General features: G+C 67.8%; 15 protein-coding genes. 12 read left to right on the forward strand and 3 right to left on the reverse strand.

Annotated elements, in window-relative coordinates:
• Positions 1–26 precede the first annotated feature (26 nt).
• From ACXU4B_RS10430 to ACXU4B_RS10450, 5 genes are all read left to right on the forward strand, one after another.
• Complete coding sequence (locus ACXU4B_RS10430) at positions 27–3,152, forward strand: efflux RND transporter permease subunit (protein WP_131412776.1); 3,126 nt, start codon at positions 27–29, stop codon at positions 3,150–3,152.
• Positions 3,153–4,202: 1,050 nt separating this feature from the next.
• Complete coding sequence (locus ACXU4B_RS10435; protein ID WP_131412774.1) at positions 4,203–6,431, forward strand: NADP-dependent isocitrate dehydrogenase; 2,229 nt, start codon at positions 4,203–4,205, stop codon at positions 6,429–6,431.
• Positions 6,432–6,578: 147 nt separating this feature from the next.
• Positions 6,579–7,802 (forward strand): chromate efflux transporter, encoded by a 1,224-nt coding sequence (chrA, locus tag ACXU4B_RS10440; protein WP_131412772.1) that lies wholly within the window; start codon positions 6,579–6,581, stop codon positions 7,800–7,802.
• A 76-nt stretch (positions 7,803–7,878) separates the two neighbouring features.
• Positions 7,879–8,970 carry a TraB/GumN family protein gene (locus ACXU4B_RS10445; protein ID WP_131412932.1) on the forward strand — a complete coding sequence of 364 codons (1,092 nt, stop codon included), beginning with the start codon at positions 7,879–7,881 and terminating at the stop codon, positions 8,968–8,970.
• Between the two features lie 175 nt (positions 8,971–9,145).
• On the forward strand, positions 9,146–12,088 hold the full coding sequence (locus ACXU4B_RS10450) for a bifunctional diguanylate cyclase/phosphodiesterase (protein ID WP_131412770.1): 2,943 nt from the start codon (positions 9,146–9,148) through the stop codon (positions 12,086–12,088).
• On the opposite strand, the gene ACXU4B_RS10455 is transcribed toward ACXU4B_RS10450, so the two are convergent.
• Complete coding sequence (locus ACXU4B_RS10455) at positions 12,085–13,032, reverse strand: aldo/keto reductase (RefSeq protein WP_131412768.1); 948 nt, start codon at positions 13,030–13,032, stop codon at positions 12,085–12,087. The genes ACXU4B_RS10450 and ACXU4B_RS10455 overlap by 4 nt on opposite strands.
• A 132-nt stretch (positions 13,033–13,164) precedes the next feature.
• Here ACXU4B_RS10455 and ACXU4B_RS10460 point away from each other — a divergent pair, with 132 nt between their 5' ends.
• On the forward strand, positions 13,165–15,369 hold the full coding sequence (locus ACXU4B_RS10460) for a beta-glucosidase family protein (RefSeq protein WP_131412766.1): 2,205 nt from the start codon (positions 13,165–13,167) through the stop codon (positions 15,367–15,369).
• A 51-nt stretch (positions 15,370–15,420) separates the two neighbouring features.
• Here ACXU4B_RS10460 and ACXU4B_RS10465 read toward each other — a convergent pair whose 3' ends face one another.
• Entirely contained in the window at positions 15,421–15,618 is a 198-nt protein-coding gene (locus tag ACXU4B_RS10465) for a hypothetical protein (protein WP_131412764.1), read from the reverse strand.
• Between the two features lie 106 nt (positions 15,619–15,724).
• Here ACXU4B_RS10465 and ACXU4B_RS10470 point away from each other — a divergent pair, with 106 nt between their 5' ends.
• The 4 genes from ACXU4B_RS10470 to ACXU4B_RS10485 all read left to right on the forward strand — a co-directional run bounded on the left by ACXU4B_RS10470 (position 15,725) and on the right by ACXU4B_RS10485 (position 19,473).
• A complete protein-coding gene (locus ACXU4B_RS10470) occupies positions 15,725–16,651 on the forward strand; it encodes a LysR substrate-binding domain-containing protein (protein WP_131412762.1) in 927 nt (308 codons plus the stop codon).
• Positions 16,652–16,730: 79 nt separating this feature from the next.
• A complete protein-coding gene (locus tag ACXU4B_RS10475) occupies positions 16,731–17,843 on the forward strand; it encodes an S-(hydroxymethyl)glutathione dehydrogenase/class III alcohol dehydrogenase (protein WP_131412760.1) in 1,113 nt (370 codons plus the stop codon).
• Between the two features lie 160 nt (positions 17,844–18,003).
• A complete protein-coding gene (locus ACXU4B_RS10480; RefSeq protein WP_240734173.1) occupies positions 18,004–18,894 on the forward strand; it encodes a class I SAM-dependent methyltransferase in 891 nt (296 codons plus the stop codon).
• Positions 18,895–18,936: 42 nt separating this feature from the next.
• Entirely contained in the window at positions 18,937–19,473 is a 537-nt protein-coding gene (locus ACXU4B_RS10485; RefSeq protein ID WP_131412758.1) for a pseudouridine synthase, read from the forward strand.
• A 6-nt stretch (positions 19,474–19,479) separates the two neighbouring features.
• Here the strand turns inward: ACXU4B_RS10485 and ACXU4B_RS10490 are convergent, their stop codons facing one another.
• Positions 19,480–20,268: a TatD family hydrolase gene (locus ACXU4B_RS10490; RefSeq protein WP_131412756.1), complete on the reverse strand. Its 789-nt coding sequence runs from the start codon at positions 20,266–20,268 to the stop codon at positions 19,480–19,482.
• A 355-nt stretch (positions 20,269–20,623) separates the two neighbouring features.
• Between ACXU4B_RS10490 and gspE the strand changes: the two genes are divergently transcribed.
• Both gspE and gspF read left to right on the forward strand, forming a co-directional pair.
• Positions 20,624–22,357 carry a type II secretion system ATPase GspE gene (gspE, locus tag ACXU4B_RS10495; protein ID WP_131412754.1) on the forward strand — a complete coding sequence of 578 codons (1,734 nt, stop codon included), beginning with the start codon at positions 20,624–20,626 and terminating at the stop codon, positions 22,355–22,357.
• Positions 22,357–23,574: a type II secretion system inner membrane protein GspF gene (gspF, locus tag ACXU4B_RS10500; protein WP_131412753.1), complete on the forward strand. Its 1,218-nt coding sequence runs from the start codon at positions 22,357–22,359 to the stop codon at positions 23,572–23,574. The genes gspE and gspF overlap by 1 nt, the downstream gene beginning before the upstream one ends.
• The last annotated feature ends 45 nt before the right edge of the window (positions 23,575–23,619 follow it).

Genomic DNA, 23,619 nt, shown 5'->3' on the forward strand with positions numbered 1-23,619 from the left:
CCGCTTTTGGCGTTACGGTAAACCGCATGAACATCTCCGGCCCCTTCATCCGCCGTCCGATCGGCACATCGCTGCTGGCGATGGGCGTCTTCGTGGTGGGCCTGATCTGCTACCTGCTGCTGGGCGTCGCCGCGTTGCCCAACCTGCAGTTCCCGGTGATCTTCGTGCAGGCCAGCCAGGCCGGCGCCAGTGCGAGCACCATGGCCACCACCGTGGCCGCGCCGCTGGAGCGCCACCTCGGCCAGGTCACCGGCATCGATACCCTGCGCTCGTCCAGCTCGCTGGGCAGCACGCAGCTGTTCCTGATGTTCGGCAGCGGACGCAACCTGGACTCCGCCGCGCGCGACGTGCAGGCGGCCATCAACGCGGCGCAGTCCGATCTTCCCAGCGGGCTCAACGCACCGCCGAGTTACCAGAAGGCCAACCCGAACGACGACCCGATCATCGCCTTCGCGCTCACCTCCGACACGCAGTCCGCGCGCGATCTCTACGACGTGGCCGACTCGCTGCTGGCGCAGCGCCTGCGCCAGCTCGAAGGCGTCTCGGAAGTGGACATCACCGGCGCGGCGACGCCGGCCATCCGCGTCGACGTGAACCTGCGCCAGCTCAACGCGCTGGGCCTGTCGCCCGACCAGCTGCGCAACGCGCTGACCGCGGCCAACGTGACCTCGCCACAGGGCTTCCTGAGCGACGGCAAGACCACCATGGCGGTGACCGCCAACGACTCGCTGCACAGCGCCGAGGATTTCGCCAACCTGGTGATCGCCTCGAACAAGGGCGTGCCGGTGCGCCTGTCGGACGTGGCCAAGGTCTACGACGGCGTGCAGGACGCTTACCAGGCAGCGTGGTTCCACGGCAAGCCGGCGATCCTCATGTACGTGTATCGCCAGTCAACCGCCAACATCATCGGCACGGTCGATCGCGTGAAGGCGGCGGTGCCGGACTTGCGCGGCTACCTGCAGCCGGGCACGACGCTCACGCCCTATTTCGACGGCACGCCAACCATTCGCGCGTCGCTGCATGAGGTACAGGCCACCCTGCTGCTCAGCCTCGTCATGGTGATGCTGACCATGGCCGTGTTCCTGCGCCGCCTCGCGCCGACGCTGATCGCCACCGCGGCGGTGCCGCTGTCGCTCGCTGGCGCGGCGACGGTCATGTACGTGCTCGGCTTCACGCTCAACAACCTCACCCTGCTGGCGCTGGTGATCGCCATCGGTTTCGTCGTCGACGATGCCATCGTGGTGATCGAGAACATCGTGCGCCACATCGACCAGGGCATGACGCGCATGGATGCCGCGCTGTCAGGTGCGAGGGAGATCGGCTTCACCATCGTGTCGATTACCGCCTCGCTGGTGGCCGTGTTCATCCCGCTGCTGTTCATGGGCGGCATCACCGGCCTGTTCTTCAAGGAGTTCACCATCACCCTGGTGGCGGCGATCCTGGTGTCCGCGCTGGTGTCGCTGACGCTCACCACCTCGCTGTGCGGCCAGTTCCTCAGCGGTCACGACGACGACAAGCCGACCTCGCGCCTGGGCCACGCGCTGGAACGATTCCAGGCGGGCCTGCTCGGGCTGTATTCGCGGGCGCTGCAGTTTTCGCTGAAGCACGCGCTGGCCTTCGCGCTGACGCCGCTGGCGCTGATCGTGGCGACCATCTTCCTGTTCGGCGTGGTGAAGACGGGCCTGTTCCCGGCGCAGGACACCGGCCTGATCCGCGGTCGCGCCACGTCCGGCGCCACGGTGTCGTTCAACGACGCGATGGCCCGCCAGCAGCGCCTGATCGACATGCTGCTGAAGGACCATGACGTGGCGCGCGTGGGCTCGCGCCTGGGCAGCAGCCGCCAGGGCGCGTCGGGCACGTTCGACATCGAGCTGAAGACGCATGCGGAGGGCCGCAAGGACGACACCTTCAGCGTGCTTGCGCGTCTCAGCGCCAAGGCCGCGCGTTATCCCGACCTCAACGTGCGCCTGCGCCCGATCCAGGACCTGCCGAGCTTCGGTGGCGGCGGCAGCGGCCAGGGCGCGCAATACCAGGTGTCGCTGCAGGGCGACAACCCCGAGGAACTGACCCAATGGCTGCCCAGGCTGGTGGCCGAACTGAAGAAGAATCCCAAGCTCAAGGACGTCGGCAGCGACATCGACGACGCGGGCCTGCAGCAGAACATCGTGATCGACCGCGACAAGGCGGCGCGCCTTGGCGTCGGCATCGGCACCATCGACGGGGCCCTCTACAACGCCTTCGGCCAGCGACAGATCAGCACCATCTACTCCGATCTCAACCAGTACAAGGTCGTGGTCAATGCCATGCCCAACCAGACCGCCACGCCGGCGGCGATCAATGCGATCTACGTGAACAGCACGAGCGGTGCGATGGTGCCGCTCACGACGATTGCGCGGCAGGTGCCCGGCCTGGCGCCGACGCAGATCACGCACGAAAACCAGTACACCACCATGAGCATGAGCTTCAATCTCGCTCCCGGGGTGAGCATGGGCGAGGCGCTGCAGATCATCCAGAAGACCGGCGCCAACATGCGTCTGCCGGGCGACATCCGTATCAACATCGGTGGCGACTTCCGGCGCTTCCAGCAGTCGCAGAGCGGCATGTTGTGGCTGCTGCTCGGCGCGGTCGTCACCGTCTACATCGTGCTGGGCATGCTGTACGAAAGCCTGATCCATCCGGTGACCATCCTCTCGACCCTGCCGGCGGCCGGTGTCGGCGCGCTGATGGCGCTGTGGATCACCGACACCGAACTGTCGGTGATCGCGCAGATCGCACTGGTGCTGCTGATAGGCATCGTGAAGAAGAACGCGATCATGATGATCGACTTCGCCCTGGTGTCCCGCCGCGAGCGTGGGCTCAGTGCGATGGACGCGGCCTACGAGGCATGCATGGTGCGCTTCCGCCCGATCATGATGACGACGATGGTGGCGATCCTCGCCGCCGTGCCGATCGCGGTGGGCCTCGGCGAGGGCTCGGACCTGCGCCGTCCGCTCGGCATCGCGCTGATCGGCGGCCTGATCATTTCGCAGAGCCTGACCCTGCTGAGCACGCCGGCGCTATACGTGATCTTCTCCTGCCTGGCGGACCGGTTCAGTGCCTGGCGGGCGCGGCATCGGGCGCCTGGGCGGGTGCCGGCGAGTGAGGGTGTGTAAAGGGTTCTCTGGCGGCGTTGTCGCCAGCATGCCGCTTACGCAGCGGGCGTTTCGACCTCCTGCCGGAGGCCGAGTCACTTTTCTCTTGCTGGCCCAAGAGAAAAGTAACCCAAAGAGAATGGCCCTAAAGGCTGGCAGCACGGCGCGGGATACGAGCGCCGGAGCCTGTCGCAACCGGGCCGTGAGACGTGCTACCTCGACGACCGCGGCTACTCCGCCACGCGTCGATGTGCCGAGGGCTTAAAGCAATGCGAGGAGCGGCTCTTAGCCCCTCTCCCCGCGGGAGAGGGGTTGGGGTGAGGGTACGGGGCTTGCGCAGCGTTTCTATCTCGCGCGCTCCGCCCGAACCGTCATCCGCCTGCCGGCACCTTCTCTCCCACAGGGACTACCTTCGGGTCGCCGAAGGGAGAAGGGCTCCTTGGACGAGCGCTGACTTAGCCCCTCTCCCCTCGGGAGAGGGGTTGGGGTGAGGGTGCGGGGCTTGCGCAGCGTTTCAAGCTCGCGCTCCGACCGAACCCTCATCCGCCTGCCGGCACCTTCTCCCGAAGGGAGAAGGGTTGCTTCGGTGGAGCGTGCCTTAAGTCCTCGCCGCCCAGGCGCCTCGCGGTGTAGCCGCCATCCATGAGGTAGCACGCACCGAAGTGCGCCTTGCTCCAGTCTCCAGCGCTTGTATCCCGCATCGCGCTGCCAGCCTTTAAGGCCATTCTCTTTGGGTTACTTTTCTTGACTCCGGGCATCCTGCCCTCCGCCCTTTGGGCCGGCTTCGCCGTTCGCACGCGCTCCTGCGCGTGCGTGGGCCAGCAAAAGAATAGTGACTCGGCCTCCGACAGGAGGCCGAAACGCCCGCTGCGCAAGCGGCAAGCTCGCCGCAACACCACCATACTCCGGCGCATCGTTGGCGCCTCGCGCTTTCCCCTCCCGGCCGAAATCGTGACAATGAGGGGCTTTCGTCCGCGGACTATGCCCCCATGTCGGTTGGCTCCGGACGATCCGTGCGTCCCGCACGCTCCCCATTTGGTAACGCCGTAGCCAGCGAGGTCAATGCAGACAATGTCGAACACGCCCAAGATCATCTACACGCTCACGGATGAAGCGCCGTACCTCGCTACGCAGTCGCTGCTGCCGATCGTCAAGGCGTTCGTCGCCACATCCGGCATCGCGGTGGAAACCCGCGACATCTCGCTGGCCGGCCGCATCATCGCGCAATTCCCGGACATCCTCCCGGACAACCAGAAGATCGCCGACGACCTCGCCGAGCTGGGCCAGCTGGCGACCACGCCGGACGCCAACATCATCAAGCTGCCCAACATCAGCGCCTCGATGCCGCAGCTGAAGGCAGCGATCAAGGAGCTGCAGGGCCAGGGCTATGCGCTGCCGGATTACCCGGAAGATCCCAAGGACGTCAGCGACTGGAACGTCAAGGCGCGCTACGACAAGGTCAAGGGCAGTGCCGTGAACCCGGTGTTGCGCGAGGGCAATTCGGATCGCCGCGCTCCGCTTTCGGTGAAGAACTACGCGCGCAAGCATCCGCACAAGATGGGCGCGTGGAGCAAGGATTCGAAGACCCATGTCGCGCACATGGCCGGTGGCGACTTCTACGGCAGCGAAAAGTCCGCGCTGGTCGCCCAGGCCGGCAACGTGAAGATCGAATGGTTCGGCAAGGACGGCAGCCACGTCGTGCTGAAGGAAAAGACCGCGCTGAAGGCGGGCGAGCTTATCGACGCCGCGGTGATGAGCAAGAAGGCGCTGGCCACCTTCGTCGACGCGCAGATTGAAGACGCGAAGAAGCAGGGCGTGCTGTTCTCGCTGCACCTGAAGGCCACCATGATGAAGGTGTCCGACCCCATCATGTTCGGCGTGGTGGTCACCGAGTTCTACAAGGACGTGCTGGCCAAGCACGCCGATGCGCTCAAGGGCGCCGGCTTCGATCCGAACAACGGCATCGGTGACCTGTACGCGCGCCTCGGCTCGCTGCCGCAGGCAAAGCAGGACGAGATCCTGGCCGACATCAAGGCCGAGTATGCCAAGCGCCCGGCGCTGGCCATGGTCAATTCCGACAAGGGCATCACCAACCTGCACGTGCCCAGCGACGTGATCGTCGACGCCTCGATGCCGGCGATGATCCGCGACTCGGGCAAGATGTGGAACACCGAAGGCAAGCTGCAGGACACCAAGGCGGTGATCCCCGATCGCAGCTATGCCGGCGTCTACCAGGTGGTGATCGAGGACTGCAAGGCGAACGGCGCGTTCGACCCGGCCACCATGGGCAGCGTGCCCAACGTGGGCCTGATGGCGCAGGCTGCCGAGGAATACGGTTCGCACGACAAGACCTTCAAGATCGCCGGCGACGGCGTGGTCAAGGTCAGCGACGAGGCCGGCAACGTGCTGCTCGAGCATGCGGTGGAAACCGGCGACATCTGGCGCATGTGCCAGACCAAGGATGCGCCGGTCCAGGACTGGGTGAAGCTCGCCGTGACGCGTGCGCGCCTCAGCAATACGCCGGCGGTGTTCTGGCTCGACGCCAACCGTGCGCACGACACGCAGATCATCGCCAAGGTCGAGCGCTACCTGAAGGACCACGACCTCACCGGCCTGGACATCCGCATCCTTTCGCCGGTGGAGGCCACCAGGTTCTCGCTGGAGCGCATCCGCAAGGGCCAGGACACCATCTCGGTGACCGGCAACGTGCTGCGCGACTACCTCACCGACCTGTTCCCGATCATGGAGCTGGGCACCAGCGCCAAGATGCTTTCCGTCGTGCCGCTGATGGCCGGTGGCGGACTGTTCGAGACCGGCGCGGGCGGTTCGGCGCCCAAGCACGTGCAGCAGTTCCTTGAAGAGGATTGCCTGCGCTGGGATTCGCTGGGCGAATTCCTCGCGCTGGCCGCCTCGCTGGAACACCTGGCCAACCGCTATGACAACGCCGACGCGCGCGTGCTGGCCAGGACGCTGGACCAGGCCAACGGCAAGTTCCTCGACAACAACAAGTCGCCGGCGCGCAAGGTCGGCGAACTCGACAACCGCGGCAGCCATTTCTACCTGGCCATGTACTGGGCGCAGGCGCTGGCCGAGCAGAACGACGACGCCAAGCTGAAGGCGAAGTTTGCGCCGCTGGCCAAGGTGCTTACCGACAGCGAGGCCACGATCGTCGGCGAGTTGAACGGCGCGCAGGGCAAGCCGGTCGACATCCAGGGTTACTACCACCCGAACCTGGAGCTGGTCGGCAAGGCGATGCGGCCGAGCAAGACGCTCAACGATGCACTGGCGTCGCTGGGCTGATCGCCCCGCACCATCCTTGTTGCCACAGGAAGACCGCGCAAGCGGCCTTCCTTTTTCGTGTCATGCCGCGTCTGGTCGCAAGCCATTCTGCGCGCATGGTAACCGGCACGCAGAACCGGACCGGCCCGCTGCGCTAGGCTCGCAGGCATGAGCGCGCCCACCGCCGCCAGCGAAACCAGCCCACCCGCCGGACGGCCGTGGGAGGTCTTCGCCGTCTTCCTGTCGCTGGGCCTGCGCTCGTTCGGCGGGCCCATCGCGCATCTTGGCTACTTCCGCCAGGCCTTCGTCGAGCAGCGCCGCTGGCTGGACGATGCGCGCTATTCGCAGCTGCTCGCGCTGTGCCAGTTCCTGCCGGGGCCGGCGAGCAGCCAGCTGGGTTTCGCCATCGGCCTGCAACGTGCGGGCTGGCGTGGCGCGCTCGCCGCCTTCCTCGGCTTCACCTTGCCGTCGGCCACGCTGATGCTCGCCTTCGCATGGTGGGCGCCGTACCTGCGCGATGCCTGGGGACAGAGCTTGCTGCATGGACTGAAGCTGGTGGCGGTGGTCGTGGTGGCGCAGGGCGTGCTCGGCATGTGGCGTTCGCTGGCGCCCGACTGGCCGCGACGCGCGCTGGCCGTCGGGGCGGCGATGCTGCTGCTGTGGCAGCCGCAGGCATGGATGCAGCTGCTGGTGGTCGTGGTCGCCGCGCTGCTGGCGCCATGGGCGTGTCGCCGGGTCATGGCGCATGCGGGTGCCGTCGCCGCGCCGCGCTATGGACGTCCGCTCGCGGTCGTGCTGCTGGCATGCCACGCCGCGATGCTCCTGTTCGCCTTCGTCGTCGGCACCCGCGGCAGCCTGCTGGTGCAGACCGCAGCCGCGTTCTATCGCGCCGGTGCGCTGGTGTTCGGTGGCGGCCACGTGGTCTTGCCGTGGTTGCGGCAGGCGCTGGTACTGCCTGGCTGGGTGGATGAGAACAGCTTCCTGGCCGGCTACGGCGCGGCGCAGGCGCTGCCCGGGCCGATGTTCTCGCTGGCCGCCTACCTTGGCAGCCGGATGCTGGACGGGCAGGGCGGCATCGCCGGGGCGCTGGTGGCGCTGCTGGCGATCTTCCTGCCCGGCTTCCTGTTGCTGGGCGGCGTGTTGCCGTTCTGGCATCGCCTGGCCGCGCGCGCCGGGGCGGTGCGCGTGGTGGCGGCGATCAACGCCGCGGTCGTCGGGCTGCTGGCTGCCGCGCTCTACAATCCCGTGTGGACCGGTACCGTGCATGGGCCGGCCGATGTGCTCATCGCTGCCTGCGGCTTCCTCATGCTGGTCGTGGCGCGGCAGCCGGCCTGGGTGGCGGTGGTGTGGTGCGTGCTGGCCACCGGCGCAGGCACCTGGCCTGGCCACTGAACGGAAAACCCGCACGACCGGAACCGCGCCGCAGCAGGCACGGTCAGAATGCATACCCCGCAAGGAACCCACCGTGATGCCTCCAGTCACCTGCGCACATCCACGACCGGGCCGCCCGCGGCTCCGGGCCCTGCTTGCCCTGTTGCTCCTCGCCGGCACGACGCCCGCGTTCGCGCAGTCGAACGCGCCCGCCACCCCATCGACGGCACAGGCCGTCAATCTCGATGCGGTTTCGGTGAGCGGCGTGCAGCCCGGCCCGGGCCTGTGGAAGGTGAGCAAGGGCGATCACGTGATGTGGGTGCTGGGCACGCTGTCGCCGCTGCCCGACCACATGCAGTGGAAGACCGACGAAGTGGAGCAGACCATCGCCGGATCGCAGGAAGTGCTCGGGCCGCCGTCCGTGTCGCTGAAGCCGAAGACGAACTTCTTCGGCAAGCTGTTCCTGCTTCCTTCGCTGGTCGGCGCGCGCAAGAACCCGGACGGCCAGACCCTGCAGCAGGCGGTACCCGCGCCGGACTACGCGCGCTGGCTGGTGCTCAAGCAGCAGTACCTGGGCAATGACCGCGGCGTGGAAGACTGGCGGCCGATCTTCGCGGCGGTGCAGCTGTACGACAAGGCGATCAAGCGACATGGCCTCACCGCTTCCGGCGGCGTCAAGGACACCGTGCGCGACCTCGCCAAGAAGCACGGCGTGAAGTTCACCGTTGCGCGCTACACCATGCTGGTCGAGGAGCCGCGCAACGCGGTGAAGACCTTCAAGACCTCGCCGATGGACGACCGCGAGTGCTTCGGCCGCACGCTCGACACGGTGGAACGCGACATGGGCCGCATCACTGCACGTGCCAACGCGTGGGCCACCGGCGACATCGAAGCCTTGCGCGGCCTGCCCATGAACGACCAGCGCGAGGCCTGCATTGCGGCGGTGACGGAGGCGGGCTTCGCCAAGCAACTCGGTTTCAGCGACGTGCAGCGCAAGGCCCAGGCGACCTGGCTCGCCGCGGCGGAGCAGGCGCTGGGCAGCAACGCGCAGACCTTCGCCCTGCTGCCGATGGAAGAAGTGCTGTCGCCGCGCGGCCTGATGGCCCGGCTCAAGGCCGGCGGTTACCAGGTCGAAGCGCCCGACGGCAGCGACGAGGCGGGGGCGGACGCCCAGACCACGCACCCCTGACCGGGCGTCCGGCCCGGACCGGGGCGCCGGGGCCGGCCTGCCGCCACTGGCCCCGCACGCCGGGCCAGGCCTCCCGTGATGGGGCCGATACCGGTGGCATGGGCACCCCGGTTCGCCGTCCGGATCCGACTGGCATTGACACAGTCCCATCAGGGTCTGTAGCAATACCAGTGTCATGATCCGACTGCCGCTCAAGCTCGTGAACCCCGGCGGGGAAGCCCGCGCCGCATGGCTGACCCGCCTGCTGGACGCGACTGCGCCGGTGGACGTGGGCAGGCTGCTGGTCGAGGTCGTCGAGGCGCAGGGACGCGGCATCCATGCCGCCGTGCTCTGGTTCGACCCCGCGCTGGACTGCGTGCTCTCCACCGCGATGGTGGCCCCCGACGACGAGGCGCTCGCCCTGGCCCGCGCGGCCCTGGCCTGCCGCGGCAGCGTGCGCTCACCCGATGGCCGCCGGCTCGCGTGCTGTCTGCTCGCCGACGAACGGGTGGTGTTGCTGCGGACGCCGGCCGGCGCGGCCCGCGCGCCGTCGGAACGGGTGCTTGCTGATCCCAGCCTGCAGCTGGCCGTGTCCCAGCTGCGCAATGCCATGCGGCTGGCCGACCTGCAGTATTCCCACGCGCACCTGGAGCACTCCGAGAACCTGCAGAGCGCGCTGTTCGCCATTTCCGACCTGGCCGGATCCGACCTGGACATGCCGGACATGCTGCGCGAGCTGCATCGCGTGGTCAGCCGGCTGATGTACGCGGAAAACTTCTTCATCGTGCGCTATGCGCGCGACCTGGGCACGTTGCGCTTCCTCTACTACGCCGACACCAAGGACGACCAGGTCCTCGATACCACGCGCGAGATGGCGCTGGACGAACGGCGCCACACGCTGACCTGGTACCTGGTCACCCAGGGCCGGCCCCTGATGGGCAGCAGCGAGCAGTTGCTCGAGCAGGTCAATGGCCCGCTGCTGCTGGTCGGCCCCGACAGCGACGACTGGCTGGGCGTGCCCATGCTGCACAACGGCGAGGTGCATGGCGCGCTGGTGGTGCAGAGCTACGAGAACGGGCAGGTCTACTCGCGCGAGGACATGTCGCTGCTCGAGTTCGTCGGCAGCCACATCCTCACCGCGCTGGAGCGCAAGGAAAGCAAGGACCGGCTCGAACAGCGCGTGCGCGAGCGCACCCAGGAGCTGGCGGAGGTCAACCGCGGCCTGCAGCAGGAAGTGCTGGAACGCCAGCGCGCCGAACACCTGCAGGAAGTGCTGTTCAAGCTGGCCCAGCTCGCTACCGCCGACATCGACGAGAACACGTTCTACGAACGCGTGCACGAAGTGGTCAACGGCCTGCTCGACGCCGAGAACTTCTTCATCGCGCTGCTCAGCAGCGACGGCGAGCAGCTGGAGTTTCCCTACTATTTCGATGCCGGCGTGCGCCTCGCCATGTCGCGGCCGCTCGGCCGTGGCCTGAGCGAATACGTGTTGCGCAACGGCCGTCCCTGGCTGGGCATGCGCGAAGACATCGTGGCCTTGGGCAAGTCGGGCGAGGTGGTGCCGCACCATATCGGCCGGCCCGCCGCCTGCTGGCTCGGCGTGCCGCTGCGGGTCGAGGAGCAGGTCATCGGCGTGGTGGTGGTGCAGAGCTACGACAGCAACACCAGCTACGGGCCGGCCGAGCAGGAGCTGCTGGGTTTCGCCGCGCTGCAGATCGCCAACAGCATCTACCGCCGGCGCTCCGCCGCGGCCCTGTACCAGGCCAACCTGCGGCTGGAACACCGCGTGGACGAACGCACGCGCGAGCTGCGCGCCGAGATCGTCCGGCGCGAACAGGTGCAGCAACAGCTGCACCACCAGGTCATGCACGACCCGCTGACCGGATTGCCCAACCGCGGCTACCTGCGCGACCGGCTGGACCACGTGCTGGCGCTGATGCAGCGCGAAAAGGACCGGCGCTGCGCCTTGCTCTATCTCGACGTGGATCGCTTCAAGGTGATCAACGACAGCCTCGGGCACCTGGCGGGCGATGAATTCCTGCGCGCCATCGCCACGCGCCTGCGCGAGCACGTACCCGAGCCCGGCATCGTGGCGCGCCTGTCCGGCGATGAATTCGCCATCCTGCTGGAGAGCGTCGAGGCGGTGTCGTCGGCCACGCACGTGGCCAATCGCATGCTGCAGACCATCGCCGCGCCGCTGCGCATCGCCGGCAAGGAGCTGGAGCCGTCGCTCAGCGTGGGCATCGCGATCGGCGATGCCAGCTACCTCGATGCGGACGAGTTGCTGCGCGATGCGGACGTCGCGCTGTACCAGGCCAAGCAGCTGGGCCGCAAGCGCTGCGCCGTATTCGACGAGACGCTGGCGCGCGACGCCATCGACGTGCTGGCGATGGAGAGCGACCTGCGCAAGGGGCTGCAGCGCGGCGAGTTCGAGCCGTATTTCCAGCCGATCCAGCGCCTGCGCGACAACGAAGTGGTGGGCTACGAGGCGCTCATCCGCTGGAACCATCCGCAGCGAGGCGTGCTCAAGCCTTCGGACTTCATCAAGGTGGCCGAGGACAGCGGGCTGATCGAGGCGATCGACTGGTACCTGTTCGAGGCGGCGTGCGATTCACTGGCACGCCACGGCCATGGCGAACCGTTCATGACGGTCAATGTGTCGGCCCTGCACCTGCGGCGCGGCGACTTCGATGCGCGCATCGTGGAGATGCTGCACCGCTGCGAGCTGAAGGCCTCGCGGCTGGTCACCGAGGTGACCGAGGGCTCGCTGCTCGACAATCCCGAGTCCGTGCGCGCCATGCTCGATCGCCTGCGCGCGGTCGGCGTCGGCGCGGCGCTCGACGATTTCGGCACCGGCTATTCGTCGCTGAGCTACCTGCATTCGTTGCCCCTGCGCATGCTCAAGATCGATCGCGCCTTCGTGCAGGAGCTGGACAAGGCCAACAGCAACAGCACCACGGTGGTCGAGGCGATCCTCGCGCTCGCGCAGGCGCTGAACATCCAGGTGATTGCCGAGGGCATCGAGACGCAGGCCCAGCGCAGCGCACTGCTACGCATGGGTTGCGAGATGGGCCAGGGTTACCTGCTGGGACAGCCGGCGCCGATCAGCTACTGGCTGGAGCCGCTGCCGGCGCGCTAGCGTGCCGATGCGCGGTCGAGCGTCGTCAGGTCGTTCGCGTCCAGTGCCAGCGTCGCCGCGCCAGCCAGTTCCTGCAGTTGCGCCAGGCTGGTTGCGCTGACGATGGGTGCCGTCACGCTGGGGCGGGCGATCAGCCACGCCAGCGCGACCTGCGCCGGCGTGGCGCCGCGTGCCGCGGCGATCGCATCGAGCGCGGCAAGCACGGCCATGCCGTGCGCATCGAGGTATTTGCGCACGGCGCCGCCGCGCGCGGTGCTCTTGGCCAGGTCGGCCTCGTTGCGGTACTTGCCGCTGAGGAAGCCGCTGGCCAGCGCGTAATAGCTGATGACGCCGACGTTCTCGGCCACCACCAGCGGCTCCAGTTCCTTCTCGTAAGTGGCGCGATTGACCAGGTTGTATTCCGGCTGCAGGGTTTCGTAGCGCGGCAGGCCATGCTCGGAGGAAAGCGCCAGCGCTTCGCCGAAGCGGCCGGCGCCGTAGTTGGAAGCGCCGATCACGCGCACCTTGCCCTGTTCGATCAGCCGGCCGAAGGCGCCCAGGGTTTCATGCAGCGGCACCGAGGCGTCGTCCTCGTGCGCCTGGTACAGGTCGATGTAGTCGGTCTGCAGCCGCTGCAGCGAGCCATCCACGGCCTGGCTGATATTGACGGGCGACAGGCCCGGGTGTTCCGCCCATTTGCCCACCTTGGTGGCGAGCACGACCTGGTCGCGCTTGCCGCTGCGCCTGAGCCAGCGCCCGATGATGGTCTCCGACTCGCCGCCGCGATTGCCGGGTACCCAGGCGGGATAAACGTCCGCCGTGTCGATGAGGTTGAAGCCCGCATCGACAAACGCGTCCAGCAGTTCGAACGAGCGCTGTTCGTCGGCACTCCAGCCGAACACGTTGCCACCGAAGGCGAGCGGCGCGACGGAGAGCGACGAGCGACCGAGGGGGCGAAGGTTCATGAATGTGCTCCCGATGCGATGAATGGGCGGCGAGCTTCATGCATACTCGAAAGCTCGGGACGCCGGAGTATACGCGCCACCCTCGTGATGCCGAGGCGAGCGCATGGCGACGCCACCAGCGGAGGACGGCCGATGAAGGGCAAGGCGAAGACGGCATTGCGATGCGCGATCGTGATGGGTTTGTGTACATGGATCGGCGTGGCCGCGGCGCAGCAGCCTGATGCCCGGCCGTGGAACGACAGCAAGCTGTCGCCCGATGCACGCGCCAGGCTGCTGGTGGCGCAGATGACCCAGGACGAGAAGTTCCAGCTGATCCGCAGCTACTACGCGGGCCCGGATCGTCCGTCCGACAAACCCATGCCCAAGGGCGCCATCGCATCGGCGGGTTACGTGCCTCCCATCGAGCGGCTGGGCATTCCGGCGCTGGAGGAGAGCGACGCCGGCCTGGGCGTGGCGAGCTCCGATCGCATGCGCCCGGGCGACAGCGCGACACCGCTGCCCGCAGGCCCCGTCACCGCGGCGAGCTGGGATCCGCAGGTCGCCTACCGCGGCGGCGCGATGATCGGCAACGAGGCGCACGGCAAGGGCTTCAACGTGCTGCTCGCCGGTGGCATCAACCTGATGCGCGATCCGCGCAATGGCCGCAACTTCGAATATGCGGGCGAGGATCCCTTGCTGGCCGGCACCCTCGTGGGCGAGGCGATCCGTGGCATCCAGAGCCAGCACGTGATCTCCACCATCAAGCATTTCGCCTTGAACGACCAGGAGACCGGGCGCAACACCATCAGCGCGCAGATCGGCGAGAAGGCGATGCGCGAGTCCGACCTGCTCGCGTTCGAGATCGCCATCGAGCGCGGCAAACCCGGTTCGGTGATGTGTTCGTACAACAAGGTCAATGGCGACTGGGCCTGCGAGAACGACTACCTGATGAACCAGTTGCTCAAGCGCGACTGGGCCTATCCGGGCTTCGTGATGTCCGACTGGGGCGGCGCGCACAGCGCGGCCAAGGCAGCGAATGCCGGCCTCGACCAGGAGTCGGCCGGCGAGATCTTCGACAAGGAGGTGTATTTCGATGCACCGCTGCGCCAGGCGCTGGCCAGGGGCGAGGTGAAGCAGTCGCGCGTCGACGACATGGTGCAGCGCATTTTGCGCAGCATGTTCGCCGCCGGCGTGTTCGAGCATCCGGCCAGGAAGGCGCCGATCGACAGCAAGGCCAACCTCGCGGTGGCGCGCGCGACGCTGGAGGCGGGCGCGGTGCTGTTGCGCAACCAGGACGGCCTGCTGCCGCTCGATGCCGCCAGGCTCGAATCGGTGGCGGTGATCGGCGCGCACGCGGACAAGGGCGTGCTGGCGGGCGGCGGTTCGTCGCTGGTGACCGCGATGGGCGGCAACGCCGTGCCGGGCCTTGCGCCGAAGACGTGGCCGGGTCCGGTGATGTATCACCCGTATCCGCCGCTCAAGGCCATCCGCACCATGGCTCCGAAGGCGAACGTACAATACGCCGACGGCGACGACGTGGCCGCTGCTGCTGCGCTTGCCGCGAAGTCGCAGGTGGCGGTGGTGTTCGTGCAGAAGTGGTCGACCGAGTCGGTCGACGCGCCCGACCTCGCGCTGCCCGATGGGCAGGACGCGCTCGTCGCCGCCGTGGCCGCGGCCAACCCGCACACGATCGTGGTGCTCGAGAACGGTGGTCCGGTGGCAATGCCCTGGCTCGACCAGGTGGGCGCCGTGCTCGAGGTCTGGTACCCCGGCGGTGATGCCGCCAGCGCCATCGCGAACCTGCTGTCGGGGAAGGTCAATCCTTCCGGCCGCCTGCCGATGAGCTGGGCACGCGACGCCTCGCAGCTGCCCCGCGCGGAGATTCCCGCGGCGACGGGTGGCACCCCGCCGGACACGGTCGACTACGCCATCGAAGGTGCGGACGTCGGCTACCGCTGGTTCCAGTCGCGCGGGATCAAGCCTCTGTTCCCGTTTGGCTACGGGCTCTCCTACACCACTTTCCACCATGGTCCGCTCAGGCTGGCCACGCATGACGGCCAGCTGCAGGTAGCCGTGGACGTGGCCAACGCCGGCAAGCGCGCAGGTGCCGAAGTAGCACAGGTCTACGTCCGCCCGCCCGCTGCCAAGGTGCGCCGTCTGGCCGGCTTCGCCAAGGTGTTCCTGCAGCCCGGCGAACATCGCGAGCTCACCATACCGCTGGAGAAGCGGCTGCTCTCCGACTTCGACACCAACGGGCACCGATGGCTGCTGCGCGGTGGCCAGTACGAGTTGAGCGAAGGGCCTTCCTCGGAAGACCTGGGCGCGCCCGTCAGCCTGGCCCTGCCCGCCGGCCCCTGAGCCGACGCGACGCCGCGCCCTCGGCGCCGGCGTCGCTCCGGTCGGACGGGATCAGCTGCGCAGGCAGGCCGCGCCAACCAGCGCCGGCTGCATCGCCGGGGCTTTGGTGGCGGTCGACGGCGGTTGCGCCTTCACCCGCTTGCCACCCGTACGCCGATCGTCCGGCGGAGGGCTGGCCAGTCGGCGTGCCAGCTCGAGATCGGTGATGTGCCCATGCATGAACAACAGATTGGTCCAGAGCGAGCTCATGACGTCCTCCCTTGTACGGCCATGTCTGATGGAGAGCTCAAGATAGGCGCCTAGCGTGGGCTTAAAAAGCGATATATTCGCAAGCCAGGCTTGAGGAAATTTCAATATGGCACGCATCTCGCTGGATCTCCTCCAACAGTTCGTGCAGGTGGCCCGCCTGGGCAGTCTTTCGCGCGCGGCGGAGCAGGCCAACCTCACGGTGAGCGCGCTCAGCCATCAGGTGCGTCAGCTCGAACAGCGGCTGGAGCGCAAGCTGTTCGACCGCGGCCCGCGCGGCGTGCAGCTCACGCCCGAGGGGCGTCGGCTGATGGACTCGCTGGGCCATCACTTCGACGGGATCGACCGCGCCCTGGCCGGCTATCGCTGCCGCCGCGAGGAGGCGCTGACGCTCAGCACCATTCCGGGCGTCATGTCGAACTGGCTGGTGCCCCGGCTGGCGCGGCTGGTCGCGGCGCATCCGGAGCTGGAACTGAACCTGCAGTCGGGCGTGCAGCTGGTCGAGTTCGACCGTGACCCGGTGGATGCCGCCATTCGCTACGGCCGCGGTTCCTGGCCGGGGTTGACCAGCGAGCACCTGTTCGGCGAGTGGATTGCGCCCGTGGCGGCACCGGCACTGCTCGAACGCATGCGCGGCACCGATCCGGCCGACCTCGGCCGCTGGCCGCTGCTGGGCGATCCGGGCGACCGCTGGCGCGACTGGTTCGCCGCCACGGGTGGCGAGCCGCCGCGCCGCTACGTGGCGCATTTCGACAACACCGACGCCTTGCAGCGCGGTGCGCTCGAAGGCATGGGCGTGGCACTGGGCCGCATGGTGACCGCGCGCCCGATGGTTGAAGCCGGGCTGCTGCAGGTACTGGGTACGCGCTACCTGCAGATTCCCGAAGCGTATTACCTGGTGTACCCCGAGCGTTCGCGCGACCACGCCGGCCTGCGCGTCTTCCGCGAATGGGTGCATGGCGAAGCGGCCCAGTATGCCGAGGCCATGTCGTATGCCACCGCCGGCATCGTCGCCACGGCGCCGGAGCACGCCTGAGCCTGCGGGTGTTTTCGATCCGCCCGCAAGGCCTCATCATGGCCGTCTGCAGTGCTCCCCGATCCCCCGGAGAACCAAGATGAAATCGCGCGCCGCCGTTGCCTGGGAAGCAGGCAAACCCCTTTCCATCGAGCAGGTCGACGTGGCCGGCCCCAGGGCGGGCGAAGTGCTGGTGCGCATCGTCGCCACCGGCGTGTGCCACACCGATGCATTCACGCTGTCGGGCGCCGATCCGGAAGGGCAGTTCCCGGTGATCCTCGGCCATGAAGGCGGCGGCATCGTCGAGGAAGTGGGCGAGGGCGTGACATCGCTCAAGGTCGGCGATCACGTGATTCCGCTGTACACGCCCGAATGCGGCGAGTGCAAGTTCTGCCTCTCCGGCAAGACCAATCTGTGCCAGAAGATCCGCGCCACCCAGGGCCGGGGCGTGATGCCCGATGGCACGTCGCGCTTCTCGCTCGACGGCAGGCCGCTGCTGCACTACATGGGCACCAGCACCTTCAGCGAATACACCGTGCTGCCGGAAATCTCGCTGGCCAGGATCAACCCGGCCGCGCCGCTGGAGAAGGTATGCCTGCTCGGCTGCGGCATCACCACCGGCATCGGTGCCGTGCTCAACACCGCCAAGGTGGAGCCGGGTGCGAGCGTGGCGGTGTTCGGCATGGGCGGCATCGGCCTGTCCGTGGTGCAGGGTGCAGTCATGGCAAAGGCCGGCCGCATCGTGGTGGTGGACACCAACCCGGACAAGTTCGCCATGGCCAAGGCGCTGGGCGCCACCGACTGCATCAATCCCAGGGACTATCCGGACACGCCGATCCAGCAGGTCATCGTCGACCTCACCGATGGCGGCGTGGACTATTCGTTCGAGTGCATCGGCAGCGTGCAGGTCATGCGCTCGGCGCTGGAGTGCTGCCACAAGGGCTGGGGCGAGTCGATCATCATCGGCGTCGCCGGCGCCGGGCAGGAGATCAGCACGCGCCCGTTCCAGCTGGTGACCGGCCGCGTGTGGCGCGGCTCGGCGTTCGGCGGCGTCAAGGGGCGCTCGCAGCTGCCCGGCTACGTCGACCGCTACCTGGCCGGCGAGATAAAGATCGACGAGATGATTACCCGGGTGTTGCCGCTGGAGCGCATCAACGAGGCGTTCGAGCTGATGCACGAAGGCAAGGTCATCCGCTCGGTGATCCACTACTGAGCCCGGCGCGGGCGCGAAAGGCGGGGTCCAGCTTGCGGTGGTTTCATGCCGCGCGCCGGTGCGCGGCGATCGTCCATGCACCATTCGTATACATGGCGGCCGGCAAGCTGCGTGTTAGCCTGCCGCCAGCGTGATTTGAAGTCTTTCCAAGGGGTAATCAATGAAGAGCCGTATGTTCCTGGGGCTGGCAGCCGCGCTGCTGGCAGCGTGCAGTGGCAATTCCGGACAGGCCAGCGCGCAGGTCCAGGACCAGCCCGCGGGCTCCCTGGTGCCGCCGACCAGTGCCAGCGATTTCACCGCGACGCAGCTCGACCAGGTGCTGGCGGGAAGCTGGCGTTCGCCGGAGCACAAGGCGCGCGACGTCTATCGCCATCCGAAGGCCACCCTGCAGTTCTTCGGCATCCGGCCGGACCAGACCGTCATCGAGATCACCCCGGGCGGCGGCTGGTACACCGAGATCCTCGCGCCGCTGCTGCATGACAACGGCCACTACATTGCCGCCGTGTTGAAGCCCAACGCCGATGGCGAGGCGCGCCGCGACGTCACGGCGCTGCGTGCCACCTTCGCCGGCGACGCGGCGCACTACGGCAAGGCGCAGATCCTCGAATTCGATCCCAAGGCGCCGGTGCTGGGTGCGTCGGGTTCGGCCGACCTCGTGCTGACCTTCCGCAACGTGCACAACTGGGTCGAGGCGGACACCGCCCCGGCCATGTTCAAGGCGTTCTACGCCGCGCTGCGCCCGGGCGGCGTGCTCGGCGTGGTGGACCATCGTGCGGCCGACAACGCCAGCGTCGATGCCATCAAGGAAAGCGGCTACCTGCCCACCAGCTATGTGGTGAAGCTCGCCACTGACGCCGGCTTCAAGCTGGAAGACCAGAGCGAGATCAACGCCAACCCGAAGGACACCAAGGATTATCCGAAGGGCGTGTGGACCCTGCCGCCCACCTTGACGCTGGGCGAGCAGGACAAGGCCAAGTACCTGGCCATCGGCGAATCCGATCGCATGACGCTTCGCTTCGTCAAGCCGCAAGCGCCCGCGCCGGCACACTGACTCGGGAGGATCGCACCCGTCCGCGGGTGCGATCGGCAAGGCATGCTGATTGCGCTCAACAAACCCTATGGCGTGCTTTGCCAGTTCACCGCTGCGGACGGCCGCCGCACGCTGGCGGACTTCGTGGCGCAGAAGGACGTCTATCCGGCGGGACGGCTCGACCACGACAGCGAAGGCCTGTTGCTGCTCACCGACGATGGCGGGCTGGCGCACCGGCTTACCGATCCGCGGCACAAGCAGCCCAAGACCTACCTGGTGCAGGTCGACGGGCAGGTGACCGATGACGCCGTGGCGGCCTTGCGCCGGGGCGTGACCTTGAACGACGGACCGACCCTGCCCGCCGGCGTGGAGCATGCCGCCGAACCCGCGTGGCTGTGGCCCCGCGATCCGCCCGTGCGCTTCCGCAAGGCCATTCCCACCAGCTGGCTGCGCGTTACCCTGCGCGAGGGGCGCAACCGGCAGGTGCGGCGCATGACGGCCGCGGTGGGCTTTCCCACCCTGAGGCTGATCCGGGAGAGGGTCGGCTCCTATGCACTCGAAGGCCTGGCGCCCGGCTCCACCCGCGTGCTGATGCCTTGACGGCGATCAGCGCAGGCCGAAGAACGCCTCGGCCGTGGCCGTGGTGTGGGCTGCCGTCAGCTCCGCCGGTTCGCCGCGATCGCGGGCGATTTCCTCGCAGATGTGGCGCAGGAACATCGGTTCGTTGCGGCGGTGCGATGGCTGCGGTCGCACGGTGCGCGGCAGCAGATACGGCGCGTCCGTCTCGATCATCAGGCGGTTGACCGGAATTTCCTTCACCAGCTCGCGCAGGTGCGTGCCGCGCCGCTCGTCGCAGATCCAGCCGGTGATGCCGATGTGGCAATCCAGTGCAAGGTAGTCGCGCAGCGCCTCGCCGGTATCGGTAAAGCAATGCACCACGGCACCGGGAATCTTGTCGCGATAACGGCGCAACAAGGCGACGAAGTCGTGGTGCGCGTCGCGCTGGTGCAGGAACAACGGTTTCTGCACCTCCACCGCGATCTGCAGCTGGCGCTCGAATACCTGCAGCTGCACGTCGCGGGGCGAGTAGTTGCGGTTGTAATCCAGCCCCGTCTCGCCGACCGCACGCACTTCAGGCTGCGCCGCCAGCTCGCGCAGCAGTGCATCGGTGGCGTCGTCGTAGTCGATCGCATGGTGCGGATGCACGCCCGCGGTGGCGTAGAGCACCCCCGGATGCGCCTTCGCCAGCGCCAGCGCATGCGTGCTGCCGTCACGGGACGCCCCGGTCACCATCAGCCGCGCCACGCCATGCGCCCGCGCCCGCTGCAGCACGGCATCAAAGTCGTGGCGGAACGATTCGTGGGTAAGGTTGGCGCCGATGTCGAGCAGCTGCATGGTGTGGCCAGGCGGTCCAAACGCGCATTGTCCCAGATCGCCCCGGGCGGCAAAACCACGCTGAACTGCGTGCGCGACACCGTCGCATGAACCTGCTGGCCCCGGCGGTTCCAGCGAGGCATCCGGTGCCTGAACGACCAGCTACGGGGCGGGTGGCGGTCGCCGCCGAACGGTCATCCCACGGCCTTACCCTTGCGGCAGTCGCAGGAAGCGGTTCGCAAAAGCCCGCAGGAGCGAAGCTTCGTGAGATACCGTGGTCGCGTGGCGGCCGCCGGGTGTGCTACCAATGCGCCTTGCATGCCGTTGGGGGCGGCATGATCGAGGCAGGTCTGGCTCTATGAGCGGGGGTGAGCGCATGTCGGCAGCCACATGGCCGGCGGCCAACGAGGAGGGAAGGGCGATGGACAGCCAGGAGGCGGCGGTCTGTGCGCTGCTGGTTTCGCGTGGGCGGCTGAAGGACACCGATTTCGCGCGGGCGCGCCGGCTGCACGAGGAGTCGCCCGAGGGCACGCTGACGGCGCTGATGGCGCGGCTGGGGCTGGTGTCCGAGCGCGAGCTGGCCGAAGCCTGGTCCGAACTGCTGCAGACGCCGCTGTTGGCCGCGCGCGATGCCCCCGAACTGCCGCCCGCCGAGCTGGATGTTTCCGTACGCTTCCTCAAGCAGCAGCACGTGGTGCCGGTGCGCGTGGGCGAGGACGGTCTGGGGCTGGTGGTCGCGGACCCGGCCGATCCGTATCCGCTGCAGGCCATGCAGCTGGCCGCGGGGCGCCCGGTGGCGCTGCGCATTGGCCTGCGCTCGGAAATCGACGACCTGATCGAGCGCTATTACGGCTCCGGTCGTTCCGCCATGGGCACCATCGTGGAGAACCTCGACGGCAGCGCCGCGGTGGAAGACGACGTGGAGCACCTGCGCGACCTCGCCTCCGAGGCGCCGGTGATCCGCCTGGTGAACCTGATCCTGCAGCGCGCGGTCGAACAGCGCGCATCGGACGTCCATATCGAGCCGTTCGAGAACCGACTGAAGGTGCGCTATCGCATCGACGGCGTGCTGCACGAAGTGGAGGCGCCGCCGTCCAGTTCCACCGCGGCGGTGATCTCGCGCGTGAAGATCATGGCCAAGCTCAATATTGCCGAGCGCCGCCTGCCGCAGGACGGGCGCATCCAGCTGCGCGTGCAGGGCAAGGAGCTGGACCTGCGCGTGTCCACCGTGCCGACGAGCTTCGGCGAGTCGGTGGTGATGCGTATCCTCGACCGCGAGTCGGTGGTGTTCGACTTCGCCTCGCTCGGCTTCACCGACCACTTCCAGCAGCGCTTCATCGACGTGCTGGAGCGCCCGCACGGCATCCTGCTGGTCACCGGTCCTACCGGCTCGGGCAAGACCACCACGCTGTACACGGCGTTGTCGAAGATCAACACGCCCGACGTGAAGATCATCACCGTCGAAGACCCGGTCGAGTACCAGATCGAGGGCATCAACCAGATCCAGGTGAAGCCGCAGATCGGGCTGGATTTCGCCGGTGCGCTGCGCTCCATCGTGCGCCAGGATCCGGACGTGATCATGATCGGCGAAATGCGCGACCTGGAAACCTGCCGCATCGCGATCCAGTCCGCGCTCACCGGCCACCTGGTGCTGTCCACCCTGCATACCAACAGCGCCGCAGGCGGCATCACGCGGTTGCTCGACATGGGCGTGGAGGATTATCTGCTGGGCTCCACCGTCAACGGCATCCTGGCGCAACGGCTGGTGCGGCGACTCGATCCGGAAACGGCGACGCCTTACGAAGCCTTGCCCGAGGTGATCGAGCAGTTCGAGCTGCACAAGTACACCGACGAGCGCCCGATCCGTTTGTGGAAGCCGGGCAGCAGCGCGGCCAATCCCACCGGCTATCGGGGCCGCCGGGCCATCATGGAATTCCTGGTGATGAGCGATCCGTTGCGACGACTGGTGATGCAGCGCGCCGATGCCGGCGAGATCGAACGGCAGGCACGCGCCGAAGGCATGCGCACCATGTATGAAGACGGTATCGCCAAGGCGGTGGCGGGCATCACCACCATCGAGGAGGTCCTGCGCGTTACGCAGGAAAGCTGATGTCGCAGTTCCGCTACCGCGCCGTCAGTGCCACCGGCGAGATGCTGCAGGGGCAGATGGAAGCCAGCAGCGTCGAGGACGTGGTCAGTCGCCTGCAGGACCAGGGCCATACGCCGCTGGACGCGCGCGCGGCCGATGCCGACGCGGGTGCCGGCGGTCTGGCGGCGCTGTTCAAGCGCGGTCCGTTCACCGGCGACCAGCTGGCGCAGTTCACCCACCAGCTCGCCACGCTGCTCGGCGCGGGCCAGCCGCTGGACCGCGCGCTGGGCATCCTGCTGGACCTGCCCGAGGGCGAGCGCGCGAAGAAGCTGATCGAGCGGGTACGCGATCGCGTGCGCGGCGGCACGCCGCTGTCGCAGGCGCTCGACGATGAGCATGGCGTGTTTCCCAAGCTGTACATCAGCCTCGTGCGCGCGGGCGAGGCCGGCGGGTCGCTGGAAGACACGCTGCGTCGCCTCGCCGATTACCTCGAGCGTTCGCAGCAGCTGCGCGGCAGCATTATCAACGCGCTGATCTACCCGGCGTTCCTGCTGGTCGGCGTGCTGGGCTCGCTGCTGCTGTTGCTGGCCTACGTGGTGCCGCAGTTCGTGCCGATCTTCCAGGACATGCAGGTGCCGATCCCGTGGATCACCCAGGTCGTGCTCGCCGTGGGTGACACGCTGCAGTCGTGGTGGTGGTTGCTGCTGATCCTGCTGGTGATCGGCGTGCTGGCGGCACGCTCGCGGCTGCGCGTTCCGGCCACGCAGCTGGCATGGCACGCGCGCCTGCTCACCTTGCGCGTGGTCGGTCCGCTGCTGCTCAAGATCCAGACGGCGCGCATCGCGCGCACGCTCGGCACCCTGCTCAAGAACGGCGTGCCGCTGCTGTCCGCCCTGGGCATCGCGCGCCAGGTCACCGGCAATCGCGCACTGGACCAGGCGCTCGAGCAGGCCGCCGAGCAGGTCAAGGGCGGCGCCGGGCTCAGCTTCGCGCTGGCGCAGTCGCAACGTTTCCCGCGGCTGGCGCTGCAGATGGTGCAGGTGGGTGAGGAGGCGGGACAGCTCGACACGATGCTGCTCAAGGTGGCCGACACCTTCGAACTGGAAAGCCGCCGCTCGATCGACCGCCTGCTGGCCGCGCTGGTGCCGGCACTGACGATCGTGATGACCGTGATGGTGGCGATCATCATGGCCGCGATCCTGCTGCCGCTGCTCAGTCTCACCAGCAACATTCAATGAGTGGCGTGGTCCGCTGACGCCGCTCCCCGAACCATCGATCATCCG

It is taken from the genome of Dyella soli (assembly GCF_054482295.1).

Excerpts from the sequence above, each read along its gene's own strand:
- gspE (WP_131412754.1), top strand. The coding sequence starts at position 20,624 with ATGTCGGCAGCCACATGGCCGGCGGCCAACGAGGAGGGAAGGGCGATG.
- ACXU4B_RS10465 (WP_131412764.1), bottom strand. The coding sequence starts at position 15,618 with ATGAGCTCGCTCTGGACCAATCTGTTGTTCATGCATGGGCACATCACC.
- gspF (WP_131412753.1), top strand. The coding sequence starts at position 22,357 with ATGTCGCAGTTCCGCTACCGCGCCGTCAGTGCCACCGGCGAGATGCTG.
- ACXU4B_RS10430 (WP_131412776.1), top strand. The coding sequence starts at position 27 with ATGAACATCTCCGGCCCCTTCATCCGCCGTCCGATCGGCACATCGCTG.
- ACXU4B_RS10455 (WP_131412768.1), bottom strand. The coding sequence starts at position 13,032 with ATGAACCTTCGCCCCCTCGGTCGCTCGTCGCTCTCCGTCGCGCCGCTC.
- ACXU4B_RS10490 (WP_131412756.1), bottom strand. The coding sequence starts at position 20,268 with ATGCAGCTGCTCGACATCGGCGCCAACCTTACCCACGAATCGTTCCGC.
- ACXU4B_RS10450 (WP_131412770.1), top strand. The coding sequence starts at position 9,146 with ATGATCCGACTGCCGCTCAAGCTCGTGAACCCCGGCGGGGAAGCCCGC.
- ACXU4B_RS10470 (WP_131412762.1), top strand. The coding sequence starts at position 15,725 with ATGGCACGCATCTCGCTGGATCTCCTCCAACAGTTCGTGCAGGTGGCC.
- ACXU4B_RS10445 (WP_131412932.1), top strand. The coding sequence starts at position 7,879 with ATGCCTCCAGTCACCTGCGCACATCCACGACCGGGCCGCCCGCGGCTC.
- ACXU4B_RS10475 (WP_131412760.1), top strand. The coding sequence starts at position 16,731 with ATGAAATCGCGCGCCGCCGTTGCCTGGGAAGCAGGCAAACCCCTTTCC.
- ACXU4B_RS10485 (WP_131412758.1), top strand. The coding sequence starts at position 18,937 with ATGCTGATTGCGCTCAACAAACCCTATGGCGTGCTTTGCCAGTTCACC.
- chrA (WP_131412772.1), top strand. The coding sequence starts at position 6,579 with ATGAGCGCGCCCACCGCCGCCAGCGAAACCAGCCCACCCGCCGGACGG.
- ACXU4B_RS10480 (WP_240734173.1), top strand. The coding sequence starts at position 18,004 with ATGAAGAGCCGTATGTTCCTGGGGCTGGCAGCCGCGCTGCTGGCAGCG.
- ACXU4B_RS10460 (WP_131412766.1), top strand. The coding sequence starts at position 13,165 with ATGAAGGGCAAGGCGAAGACGGCATTGCGATGCGCGATCGTGATGGGT.
- ACXU4B_RS10435 (WP_131412774.1), top strand. The coding sequence starts at position 4,203 with ATGTCGAACACGCCCAAGATCATCTACACGCTCACGGATGAAGCGCCG.